Origin of the sequence: Vulcaniibacterium thermophilum (genome assembly GCF_007923255.1) — a bacterium.
Classification (GTDB): domain Bacteria; phylum Pseudomonadota; class Gammaproteobacteria; order Xanthomonadales; family Xanthomonadaceae; genus Lysobacter_F; species Lysobacter_F thermophilum.
This window is the reverse complement of sequence record NZ_VOHJ01000055.1, coordinates 1-10,446: the sequence shown is the minus strand read 5'-3', so window position 1 is coordinate 10,446 and position 10,446 is coordinate 1. Positions and strand designations below refer to the sequence as shown.

The following is a 10,446-nucleotide window of genomic DNA, read 5'->3' as shown; positions in this document are numbered from 1 at the left end:
GACGGCGCCTGCGCGGCCTCGGCGCTCGCCGCCGGTTGCGCGGGGGCCGCCGGCGCGGCGGGCGGCGCGGGCTGCTCGCGCCGGCAGGCCGCGAGCAGCATCGCCGCCACCAGGGCGGCCAGGTGGAGCTTGGTCATCGATCGTCCTCGGGTTGCAGGGAGGCCACGCGCCGTTTGAGCATGTCGCGCAGCGGCAGGCGCAGCTCGTCGAGCACCGCCATCGCGGTCTGGCCGACCTCGTCGTCGCGGCACGGCAGATGCGCTTCGGCGACCGGAATGCGCAAGTGGCAGGCTTCGTACAGTTCGGCCAGCGTCAGCTCGTCAAGATCGCGCGACAGCAGCCATTCGCCTTCCTCGGTCCGCCGCGCGACGTTCACCTCGCACAGTTGCGCGAGCAGTTGCTGCACCAGACCGTCGGTCAGCATCGGCTCCAGGCGCTGGATGTCCTCGATGTGCAGCCCCTTGCCGGTGCGACGCGCCTGCTGGAAGCGCACCAGCAGCCGCAGCAGCCCGTAGAACTCGTAGCCCTCCGGCAGCCGCAGCGCCGCCGGCTGATAACGGAACGCGGACAACGCGGACGCCAGCGAGGCGCCCAGCAGCACCGCGATCCAGCTCAGATACATCCACAGCAGGAAGATCGGCGCGATCGCCAGCGCCCCGTAGATCTTCGAGTACGAGCTGAAGTTGCCGAGGTACCAGCCGAGCCCCCACTTGATCGCCTCGAACAGCACCGTCGCCAGCGCGGCACCCGCCAACGCATGCCGGTACTTGACCGTGCGGTGCGGCACCACGCGGTAGATCGCGGTGAACGCGACCAGCTCGATCGCCACCGGCGCCAGCCGCAGCATCACGCTCTCCAGCAGCCGGCCCGGCTCGGTCTGGAAGATCGCCATCGCGAAGAAACGCGCCGATACCGCAAGGCTGGCCGAAGCCATCAGCGCGCCGAGCGTGAGCACGGTCCAGTAGATCAGAAACCGCGTCAGCTTCGGCCGCGCCTTCTTCACACGCCAGATGCGGTTGAAGGACGACTCCACGCCGTAGATGGTGATCAGCAGCGACACCAGCAGCGCGATCACGCCCGCGGCGGTGAGTTCGCCGGCGTTGGAGGTGAACTGCCGCAGGTAGGTCTCGATCGAACTCGCCGCCGACGGCACGAAGTTGGAGAACACGTAGCGGCTGAGCGCCTCGCTCCATTTGCCGAACACCGGGAACGCCGACAGCACGCCGAACACCACCATCGACAGCGGCACCACCGCGAACACCGTGGTGTACGCCAGCGCGCCGGCGGCCTGGAAGATGTTGTCCTCGCCCAGGCGGCCGAGGAAAAAGCGCGCGAACGCGCCCCAGCGGCCGTGATCGCGCAGGTGCGTGAACCAGTGCCGGAGAGCGGCGATCCTGTCCATCGGCCGAAGGGTAGCCGAGGGCCGCGGGGGCGAACAGTGAGGCCGCAGCGTAAGATGCGGGCCGGCGCCGCGGAGCACAGCGACATCCATGCCCGAGATCCTGATCGTCTACTACAGCCGCGGCGGTTCGGTCGCGCGTCTGGCGCGCCACGTCGCACGCGGCGTGGAGGAAGTGCCGGGCATGCAGGCGCGGCTGCGTACGGTGCCGCCGGTCGCGCCGGTGACGCGGCAGGCCGCGCCGCCGGTGCCGGACGAAGGCGCGCCGTACGTCGAAGCGCACGACGTGCGCGAATGCGCCGGACTGATCCTCGGCAGCCCGACGCGCTTCGGCAACATGGCCGCACCGCTCAAGCACTGGATCGACGGGCTCGGCAGCGAATGGGCGAGCGGCACGCTGGTGGACAAGCCGGCGGCGGTGTTCACCTCGACCGCCACCCTGCATGGCGGCCAGGAAGCCACCCTGCTCGGCATGCAGGTGCCGTTGTTGCACCACGGCTGCGTGATCGTCGGCCTGCCGTACACCGAAGCCGCGCTGCATCGCACGCGCAGCGGCGGCACGCCCTACGGCGCGAGCCACTACGCGGGCCCCGACGACGACCCGCAGCCGACCGACGAGGAAGCGCATCTGGCGCGCGTGCTCGGCCGGCGCGTGGCCCGCATCGCGGCGCGGCTGGCATGAGCGCGCGCGTGTTGCTGGTCGCGTCGCTGCTGGCGCTGGGCGCGCTGTATCTCGCCTGGTTCGCGGGACGGCCCTACGCGGCGATCGCCTGGAGCCTGCTCGCGCTGCCGCCGCTGCTGCTGGCCGTGCTGGTCTGGCGCGGCGTGCAGCGTGCGGGCTTCCTGGCCGCGCTGCTGGCGCTACTGTGGTTCAGCCACGGCGTCATGGAAGCCTGGGTCAACGCCGCCGACCGCGCGTGGGCGCTGGCCGCGGTGGCGCTGTCGCTGCTCGTCGTCGGCGCGGCCAGCGCGCCGGGCCTGCGCGCGCGCTTCGGTCGGCGCCGGCGCTAGCGGACGTATAATCCGCGCCCTCTCCGCACGCCCGCGCACCCGATGGAAGAGCTCTGCATCGTCACCACCGGCGGCACGATCGACAAGATCTACTTCGACGACAAGTCGGACTACCAGGTCGGCGAGCCGCAGATCGGCCGCATCCTCGAGGAACTGGGCGTCGCGTTCCGCTTCACGGTGATCCCGCTGCTGCGCAAGGACTCGCTGCACATCACCGCCGAGGATCGCGAGCTGCTGCGCGCGGCGATCGCCGCGCAGCCGGCGCGCCACGTGCTGGTCACCCACGGCACCGACACCATGGTCGAGACCGCGCAGGTGCTCGCGAGCATTGCGGACAAGACCATCGTGCTCACCGGCGCGCTCAATCCGGCCCGTTTCCGCGGCTCGGACGCCGAGTTCAACATCGGCACCGCGGTCGGCGCGGTGCAGTCGCTGCCGCCCGGGGTCTACATCGCGATGAACGGCCGCGTGTGGGATCCGCGCCGGGTGCGCAAGAACGTCGCCGCCAACCGGTTCGAAGCGACCGACTGAGGCCTGCCGAGGGACCGAACGGCAACCACCGCGCAAAAGACGACCCCGGCCGGAGCCGGGGTCGGAGCTGCCGCGTAGGGCGTGCGTTAGAGGGTGATGCTCCAGCTGTTGATGTAGCCGGTATCGCCGGAATACACGTCGCGCACTCGCAGCTTCCAGGTGCCGTTGATCGGCTCGCTCGACAGGTTGACGTTGTAGGTCGCGTTGACGTTGTCCGCGCTGTCCGAGCCGGACGAGTTCTTCAGCCGGTAGGTCGAGCCGTCGGGCGCGACCAGGTCGATGACCAGGTCGCCGCGGTAGGTGTGGACGATGTTCACCGCGACCGCCGTGCTGGTGGGCGCGTTGCCGCTGCGGCCGGACACCGTGATCGGGCTTTCCACCGTGGTGTTGTCGCGGATCTGCACGTCGGTGCCGTTGGTGTAGGTCTGGGTGCCGCCACCGCCGCCGCCCGGATCGCCGCGGAACGCCGCGATGGTCGCCTTGGTGTTCACCAGCACGCGCTGGTTGTGGCTGCGGTCGGCGGTGCCCATCGCCTGGCCGTTGTAGGTCTTGTCCGGGTTCGACCAGTAGTTGATGCGCGGGCAGCTCGGGCTGCAGTTGTAGGCCATGATCGTGCGCCAGGCGGCGTTCGGCGCGCGGTAGCCGTGGCCGTAGGCGTACGGCGTATTGGTCGGATCGGCGGCCGGATCGTGGCGCGCCGACTGCAGGTGGCCGATCTCGTGCGCGAAACTGTAGTAGCCGGTGGCGCAGTCCCAGTACACGGTGGCGAACGCCGTGCTGGCGCTCGAACCGATTCCCGACGCGAGGCCGCAGGCGGAGCTGTCGTTGCCGACCAGCATCATCACGTCCGCGCCCGAGGCGTCGCGGCGCGCGTGGACTTCGTCCATGTAGCCGTCGCTGGTGCCGCGGAAGCGCGACAGGTCGGTGCTCATGCCGACTTCGCCGTAGTTCACGGTCATGTAGTCGGCCAGTACCAGATTGATGCCGACGTCGGAGTTGGCGTAGCCCTGGTTGGATTCGGCGACCGCCAGATCCACCAGCGCGCGCATGTCGCCGCCGTAGGCGTTCACCGCCGCCTGGGTGGCGACCACCATCACCCGGATGGTCGCGGTCGGGCCGGGGCTGATCGCCGTCGGCCCCACCGTCGCCGAGGTCGCGCCGGCGCGCGCCGGGTTGGCGTCCATGCGCACCTGCGGCAGACGGTTCGGATCGAACGGATGGTCGGCCGGCATCCGGCTCTCGTCGACCTCGATCACCGCATGGCTGCCGTCCGGCATCGGACGGATGCGGAACAGCTTGCCGTCCATGCGCACGCTGCCGGTGATGCCGTTGCCGCGGCGCACCAGCGTGGCCATGTTGAGCGCGTCGTCGCGCACTTCGCGCGCGGTCATGTAGCGCGACTTCGCGGTCTCGCGCAGGGTGCCGCTCCACACCAGGCCGCCGTCGATCGCCTTGGCCTCGCGCAGGACGGCGTTGACGCGGCGGCCGCCGAGGTCGAGCTCGATCTCGCGCGTGCCGGCGCTCACCACCGCCGGATTGGCGCGCATCAGGCGCATCTGCGCGGTGGTCGGCCGCGCCGCGAGCGCACTGGCCGCACTGGCCTTCGCCTGCGCGCTGCCCGAGACCTGACCCACGAACAGCGGCTGCCCGGCGAACGCGGCGCCGCTGAGCGTCAGCGCGCCCACGGCGAGCACGCCGCGCATCGAACGGAACGTCTTCATCGTCGACTCCATAACGAAAAAGGGGGGGATGGCGCGGTGCCGCGAGGGCACCGCGATGTCGGAATGCGGAAACGAAGCCGCCCCGGCCTCGGGCCGGGGCGGCGGGGACGTCAGAACGTGATGCTCCAGCTATTGATGTAGCCGGTGTCGCCCGAGTACACGTCGCGCACCCGCAGCTTCCAGGTGCCGTTGATGGTCTCGGTGGACAGGTTGACGTTGTACGTGGTGATCACGTTGTCCGCACTGTCGGAACCGGACGAGTTCTTCAGCCGGTAGGTCGAGCCGTCGGGCGCGACCAGATCGATCACCAGATCGCCGCGGTAGGTGTGGCGGATGTCCACCGCCACCGGCGTGCTGCTCGGCGCGTTGCCGCTGCGGCCGGACACGCTGATCGGGCTTTCGACCGTCGCCAGATCGCTGATCGTGTAGTCGGCGCTGTTGGTGTAGGTCGTGGTGCCGCCACCGCCGCCGCCGCCACCGGCGCTCTCCACCGCGCGACGGGCGTCGATGATGCCCGCGCCGCAGCCGCCGCTGCAGGAACCGGCCAGCGGATACGCCGTGCTCTTCAGCAGCGACTCCACTTCCGACGGCGACAGCAGCGGCTGGCCGAGCGCCAGACGCCGGCTCTGCACCAGCGCGACCGTGCCGGCCACGTGCGGCGCCGCCATCGAGGTGCCGTTGTAGGACGCGTAGCTCTCGGTGCTGGGCGACGTGGTGCCGCTGTTGAGCGTGGACAGGATCGACGAGCCGGGCGCCGACACGTCGATCTTCGCGCCGTAGTTGGAGAAGCTCGACCGCGAGCTGGAGCTCGTCACCGAGGCGACGGTGATGACGTTGTTGCAGCTCGCCGGCGAGAAGTTGGAGGCGTCGGCATTGCTGTTGCCGGCCGCCACCACCACCACGGTGCCGCGGCTGACCGCGCCGTTGATCGCGTTCTGCGTCGTGGTGTCGCAGGCGCCGCTGCCGCCGAGCGACAGGTTGATCACGTGCGCCCGCTGCGACACGGCCGGCACGCCGGAGACGGTGCCGCCGGAGGCCCACACGATCGCGTCGGCGATGTCGGAGGTGTAGCCGCCGCAGCGGCCGAGCACGCGTACCGGCATGATCTTGGCGCCGAACGCCGTGCCGGCGACGCCCTTGGCGTTGTTGGTCACCGCACCGACCGTGCCCGCCACGTGCGTGCCGTGCCAGCTCGAGTTCGACCCGGGCACGCCGGCGCCGCACTCGCCGCTGGCGTACCAGTCGCCGGGATCGGACGGGTCGCTGTCGCGGCCGTTGCCGTCGCGCGAGACGAAGGTGTCGTTGATGAAGTCGTAACCGGCGATGACGTTGGCGTTGAGGTCGCTGTGGTTGGTGATGCCGGTATCGAGCACCGCGACGATGATGCCCGAGCCGTTGGCCAGATCCCACGCGGTGTTGGCGCGGATGCCGGCGTCGGCGTCGAAGTAGCCCCACTGCTGGTTGTAGCTGGTGTCGTTCGGCGTGAGCACCGGCTTCATCAGGCGGTCGGGCTCGACGTACTCGACGTTCGGATTGGCCGCGATCTGGCGCATCAGCGTTTCCGCCTCGGCGCGGTCCAGCTTGCGATCGGCCTTGATCACATCGGACCCGAGCGCGGTGCGGCGCAGATGCTGCAGCCGGACGCCGCGGCCGCCGAGCGCGGCCCCGGCGGCGCCGAGACGCTGGCCGAGCATGGCCGGATTGACCTGCTCGGCGCTGCCGTCGCGGTACTTGACGATGAAGCGGTCGAAGGAAGGTTGCGACTGCAACGCCGCAGTGTTCACCCGGCCTTGGGCGAGAGCCGGGACGGCGGCGGCGGAAAGCACCAGCGCGGTGGCCGCAGCCAGGGCGTGGCGGCGGATACGGCGCGACGAGAACTCAGACATCACGTAACCCCCAAGCGGTTGATGGGCCGCAAAACGCGGCGTGGACACAACCGGCCGAACTTGGGCGTGGCCCCTTCACGCTCGAGCTGACCAGATGAACGGCACCTGACGGGTGCCGAACAAGCTGACGCTATACGACCGGACCGGTGCCGGCACGCTGCGCATGCAGCAAAACGCGTGATGAACGTCGCAAAATCGAAAATTGCTGCGCCGCCTTCATGCCGTCTAGCACTTGCTGAACGGCGAGCGTGCGTGTATCGCTCGAAGTCTTTTGACCTCGAACAAGGGGGCTTCGCGATCTGGAGGTGCAGGCGGCGTCAAGGCGGCGGTCGCGCCGGGGGCCTGCGTCGGAGAGCGGCAGCGTCTGCCTGCCGGATCGAGAACGGATCGGCGCGGCCGTCCCCCCACCCCGCTCCGCCCCCGCGGCTCGGCCGCGCGGGAGCAGGGCCGGGGCATCGACGGCCGGAAGGACGGCGGGAGCGGGCGCGTCGCGCCCGCCGGGCGGCATCGGCGCCGGGTGCTGGCGACGCCAGCGGTTCAGAGCATGCCGGTTTCCAGCCGGGCCGCCTCGGACATCATGTTGCGGTTCCAGGGCGGATCGAACACCAGTTCGACGTCGGCCTCGGCGACGGTCGGGATCAGCTCCAGCTTGCTGCGGACGTCGTCCACCAGCACCTCGCCCATGCCGCAGCCGGGCGCGGTCAGGGTCATGCGCACCGCGACCTCGCGCTGGCCGTCCTCGCGCCGGCGCAGGGCGACCTCGTACACCAGACCCAGTTCCACGATGTTGATCGGGATCTCCGGATCGAAGCAGGTGCGCAGTTGCTGCCACACCAGCTTCTCGACCGCCTCGTCGTCGGCGCCTTCCGGCAGTTCGAGCGGTGCCGGCGGCTCCTTGCCGATGGCGTCGGCATCGCGCCCCGCGATGCGGAACAGGTTGCCCTCGACGAACACGGTGAAGCTGCCGCCCAGCGCCTGGGTGATGTAGCCGACGCTGCCCGCCGGCAGGGTGACGCTCTCGCCCTGCGGGACGAGCACGGCAGGGCAGTCGCGTTCGAAGCGGACGGGTTCGCTGTGACGGGAATACATGCGCTGGATGTGAGGGCGACGCGCGGCAGCGCAAGGCGCATAGTCTAGCGAGCGGCGCACCCGCTATGCTGGCGGGCTATGCCTTCCCCCGCCCCCGCCGGCGCGCCGCGCGCGCCGTCCTCCCGTCTGTGGTCCTGGTCCCTGCTGCTGCTGGGCGCGGCGGGCATGGTCGCGGCGTGGATCGTGCTCGGACTGTGGAACGGCCGCGCGAACGGCTGGATGGCGCTGCTGGCCGCGCTCGACATGGCCTGGGTGCTTCGCCTCGGTGGCTGGCGGCCGGGCACCGCGCGCGCCCTGCTCGCCGCGGCGGCGACGCTGGCCATCGCGCTGGCCGCCAACTGGGGCACCGCCGCCGCGCAACTGGCCGGCTACTTCGGCTTCGGTCCGCTGGAGGCGGCCCTGCGGATGGGGCCGCAGCACGCGTGGACGCTGGCGCAACTGGCCAACGATCCGCTCGACGTCGCCGCGCTGATGCTCGGTGTGCTGCTCGCCGCGCTGGCGGCCCGCTGAGCCCCGGCGAAGCCCCCGCGATTCAGTGCCCGCCGTCGAGCGCCTTCAGCTCGGCGACCAGCCGGTTGGCCATCTCCGCGCCGTCGCCGTACAGCATGCGCGTGTTGTCGGCGTAGAACAGCGCGTTCTCGATGCCGGCAAAACCGGTGCCCTTGCCGCGCTTGATCACGACCACGTTCTTCGCGTTGACCACATCGAGGATCGGCATGCCGTAGATCGGGCTGGCCGGATCGGTCTTCGCGACCGGATTGACCACGTCGTTGGCGCCGATCACCAGCGCGACGTCGGTGTTCGGAAACTCCGGGTTGATGTCGTCCATGTCGGCGATCAGGTCGTACGGCACGCCGGCTTCGGCCAGCAGCACGTTCATGTGGCCGGGCATGCGGCCGGCGACCGGGTGGATCGCGAACTTCACCTTCACCCCGCGCTCGAGCAGGCGCTGGGTGAGTTCCCAGATCTTGTGCTGCGCCTGCGCCACCGCCATGCCGTAGCCCGGCACGATCACCACGCGCTCGGCGAACGCCATCATCGCGGCCACGTCCGCCGCCTCGATCGGCTTCTGGCTGCCGGTGATCGCCTGCGCCTCGCCGCCGCCGCCGAAGCTGCCGAACAGCACGTTGCGGATCGGCCGGTTCATCGCCTTCGCCATCAGCCGCGTCAGCAGCAGGCCGGCCGCGCCGACCATGGTGCCGGCGATGATCAGCGTCTCGTTGCCGAGCACGTAGCCTTCGAACGCGACCGCAAGCCCGGTGAACGCGTTGTACAGCGAGATCACCACCGGCATGTCGGCGCCGCCGATCGGCAGCGTCATCAGCACGCCGAGCAGCAGCGCCAGCGCGAAGAAGGCGACGATCGCCCCGGTGCCGAGCTCGCGCACGATCCACGCGCCGAGCACGAGCGTGGCCACGAACACCAGCGCGTTGAAGAGCTGCTGCGCCGGAAACGTGTAGCGCTTGTCCATCCGGCCATCGAGCTTGGCCCAGGCGATCACCGAGCCGGACAGCGACACCGCGCCGATCAGCGCGCCGATCACCGCCAGCACCAGCGCCACCCGCGAAGGCGCCGCGCCGCCGCCGGACGCGCGCAGCAGTTCCACCGCGCCGATCGCCGCCGCCGAACCGCCGCCCATGCCGTTGTAGAGCGCCACCATCTGCGGCATGTCGGTGATCGCGACCTTGCGGCCCCACACCCACGCCGCCACCGTGCCGAGCGCCAGCGCCAGCACGATCAGCCCGAGGTTGTGCAGACCGGGCAGCGCGAACGTCGCCAGCGTGGCGATCAGCATGCCCGCGCCCGCCCAGCGGATGCCCGAGCGCGCCGTCACCGGCGAGGACATCCGCTGCAGGCCGAGCAGGAACAGCGTGGCGGCGACGAAATAGCTGGCCTTCACCAGCACCGGCAGCCAGCTCATCGCTTGTCCTCCGGCCGGCGCGAGGACTTGAACATCTCGAGCATGCGCTCGGTCACCACGTAGCCGCCGGCCGCATTGCCGGCGCCGAGCAGCACGGCGACGAAGCCGATCGCCTTCTCCAGCATGGTGTCCGCGTGCCCCAGCACCACCATCGCGCCGATCAGCACGATGCCGTGGATGAAGTTGGAGCCCGACATCAGCGGGGTATGCAGGATCACCGGCACCCGCGCGATGATGACGTGGCCGGCGATCGCCGCCAGCATGAAGATGTACAGCGCCACGAAGCCGTCGCCCATCGCCTGCCTCCATCCCGCGGTTCGTCCGGATCATAACCGGTCCTGAACGGGGCCGGCAGCGCGTCAACCGCGGCGGTGCTGGCGCGTTCTCCCGGGTGCATCCCACAACCCGATCACGGAGAACGTCATGACCCGTTACGCGCTGCTGCTGCCCCTGCTGCTCGCCGCCACCCCGGCGCTGGCCACCGACACGCCCGACCGCGGCGACCGCATCGAACACCGGCTCGATCGCAAGGGCGACCGCATCGACCGCCGCCTCGACCGCAAGGGCGACCGCATCGACGAGCGTCTCGATCGCCGCGCCGAGCGCGCCGAGAACCACGGCCACGAGCGCCTCGCCACGCGCCTGGACGCCAAGGGCGACCGCGTCGAGAACCGCCTCGACCGTCGCGGCGACCGCATCGACGACCGCCTGGACCGCCGCGGCGAGCGCATCGACCGCCGCTGGGACCGCCGCCACTGAGCCGCTAGGTGTGATGTTTCAAGAGGTTGTTCCCCTCTGACCGGAGGGCGAAGCTGATGTCGCCAAACACCCAGCTCCCATCCGCGAGGGGAACAACCATGCACAAGAATGCGCGCCTGACCGCGAAGG

Annotated in this window: 11 protein-coding genes and 1 pseudogene; 5 read left to right on the top strand and 7 right to left on the bottom strand. The window is 70.4% G+C overall.

Annotated elements, in window-relative coordinates:
- Window positions 1-133: 133 nt before the first annotated feature.
- Window positions 134-1,402 (bottom strand): YihY family inner membrane protein, encoded by a 1,269-nt coding sequence (locus tag FQY64_RS14100; protein WP_146475297.1) that lies wholly within the window; start codon window positions 1,400-1,402, stop codon window positions 134-136.
- A gap of 88 nt (window positions 1,403-1,490) precedes the next feature.
- Here FQY64_RS14100 and wrbA point away from each other — a divergent pair, with 88 nt between their 5' ends.
- The 3 genes from wrbA to FQY64_RS14085 are packed head-to-tail and all read left to right on the top strand — an operon-like array spanning window position 1,491 to window position 2,941.
- Window positions 1,491-2,081: an NAD(P)H:quinone oxidoreductase gene (wrbA, locus tag FQY64_RS14095; RefSeq protein WP_146475295.1), complete on the top strand. Its 591-nt coding sequence runs from the start codon at window positions 1,491-1,493 to the stop codon at window positions 2,079-2,081.
- Window positions 2,078-2,410 carry a DUF2069 domain-containing protein gene (locus FQY64_RS14090; protein WP_146475293.1) on the top strand — a complete coding sequence of 111 codons (333 nt, stop codon included), beginning with the start codon at window positions 2,078-2,080 and terminating at the stop codon, window positions 2,408-2,410. Before wrbA ends, FQY64_RS14090 begins: the two co-directional genes overlap by 4 nt.
- 42 nt (window positions 2,411-2,452) lie before the next feature.
- Window positions 2,453-2,941: an asparaginase domain-containing protein gene (locus FQY64_RS14085; RefSeq protein ID WP_146475291.1), complete on the top strand. Its 489-nt coding sequence runs from the start codon at window positions 2,453-2,455 to the stop codon at window positions 2,939-2,941.
- Between the two features lie 86 nt (window positions 2,942-3,027).
- Here FQY64_RS14085 and FQY64_RS15150 read toward each other — a convergent pair whose 3' ends face one another.
- The 4 genes and pseudogenes from FQY64_RS15150 to sufT all read right to left on the bottom strand — a co-directional run bounded on the left by FQY64_RS15150 (window position 3,028) and on the right by sufT (window position 7,637).
- On the bottom strand, window positions 3,028-3,258 hold the full coding sequence (locus tag FQY64_RS15150) for a proprotein convertase P-domain-containing protein (RefSeq protein WP_244942405.1): 231 nt from the start codon (window positions 3,256-3,258) through the stop codon (window positions 3,028-3,030).
- 141 nt (window positions 3,259-3,399) lie between these two features.
- Window positions 3,400-4,662 (bottom strand): annotated as a pseudogene (locus FQY64_RS14080) (zinc-dependent metalloprotease); the annotation flags it as partial.
- A gap of 110 nt (window positions 4,663-4,772) precedes the next feature.
- Window positions 4,773-6,548, bottom strand: a complete 1,776-nt coding sequence (locus tag FQY64_RS14075; RefSeq protein WP_146475289.1) for a S8 family peptidase — start codon at window positions 6,546-6,548, stop codon at window positions 4,773-4,775.
- A gap of 537 nt (window positions 6,549-7,085) precedes the next feature.
- Window positions 7,086-7,637, bottom strand: coding sequence for a putative Fe-S cluster assembly protein SufT (sufT, locus tag FQY64_RS14070; protein ID WP_146475287.1), 552 nt, complete (start codon window positions 7,635-7,637; stop codon window positions 7,086-7,088).
- Between the two features lie 78 nt (window positions 7,638-7,715).
- Between sufT and FQY64_RS14065 the strand changes: the two genes are divergently transcribed.
- Complete coding sequence (locus tag FQY64_RS14065) at window positions 7,716-8,147, top strand: hypothetical protein (protein ID WP_146475285.1); 432 nt, start codon at window positions 7,716-7,718, stop codon at window positions 8,145-8,147.
- Window positions 8,148-8,169: 22 nt separating this feature from the next.
- Here FQY64_RS14065 and FQY64_RS14060 read toward each other — a convergent pair whose 3' ends face one another.
- Both FQY64_RS14060 and FQY64_RS14055 read right to left on the bottom strand, forming a co-directional pair.
- Window positions 8,170-9,558, bottom strand: coding sequence for an NAD(P)(+) transhydrogenase (Re/Si-specific) subunit beta (locus FQY64_RS14060; protein ID WP_146475283.1), 1,389 nt, complete (start codon window positions 9,556-9,558; stop codon window positions 8,170-8,172).
- Window positions 9,555-9,854 (bottom strand): NAD(P) transhydrogenase subunit alpha part 2, encoded by a 300-nt coding sequence (locus FQY64_RS14055; protein ID WP_146475281.1) that lies wholly within the window; start codon window positions 9,852-9,854, stop codon window positions 9,555-9,557. The genes FQY64_RS14060 and FQY64_RS14055 overlap by 4 nt, the downstream gene beginning before the upstream one ends.
- 127 nt (window positions 9,855-9,981) lie before the next feature.
- On the opposite strand from FQY64_RS14055, the gene FQY64_RS14050 reads away from it, so the two are divergent.
- Window positions 9,982-10,317 carry a hypothetical protein gene (locus FQY64_RS14050; protein ID WP_146475279.1) on the top strand — a complete coding sequence of 112 codons (336 nt, stop codon included), beginning with the start codon at window positions 9,982-9,984 and terminating at the stop codon, window positions 10,315-10,317.
- Window positions 10,318-10,446 lie beyond the last annotated feature (129 nt).

Coding starts and splice junctions, on each gene's coding strand:
- wrbA (WP_146475295.1), top strand. CDS start 1,491: ATGCCCGAGATCCTGATCGTCTACTACAGCCGCGGCGGTTCGGTCGCG.
- FQY64_RS14060 (WP_146475283.1), bottom strand. CDS start 9,558: ATGAGCTGGCTGCCGGTGCTGGTGAAGGCCAGCTATTTCGTCGCCGCC.
- FQY64_RS14055 (WP_146475281.1), bottom strand. CDS start 9,854: ATGGGCGACGGCTTCGTGGCGCTGTACATCTTCATGCTGGCGGCGATC.
- FQY64_RS14085 (WP_146475291.1), top strand. CDS start 2,453: ATGGAAGAGCTCTGCATCGTCACCACCGGCGGCACGATCGACAAGATC.
- FQY64_RS14065 (WP_146475285.1), top strand. CDS start 7,716: ATGCCTTCCCCCGCCCCCGCCGGCGCGCCGCGCGCGCCGTCCTCCCGT.
- FQY64_RS14050 (WP_146475279.1), top strand. CDS start 9,982: ATGACCCGTTACGCGCTGCTGCTGCCCCTGCTGCTCGCCGCCACCCCG.
- FQY64_RS14100 (WP_146475297.1), bottom strand. CDS start 1,402: ATGGACAGGATCGCCGCTCTCCGGCACTGGTTCACGCACCTGCGCGAT.
- sufT (WP_146475287.1), bottom strand. CDS start 7,637: ATGTATTCCCGTCACAGCGAACCCGTCCGCTTCGAACGCGACTGCCCT.
- FQY64_RS14090 (WP_146475293.1), top strand. CDS start 2,078: ATGAGCGCGCGCGTGTTGCTGGTCGCGTCGCTGCTGGCGCTGGGCGCG.
- FQY64_RS14075 (WP_146475289.1), bottom strand. CDS start 6,548: ATGTCTGAGTTCTCGTCGCGCCGTATCCGCCGCCACGCCCTGGCTGCG.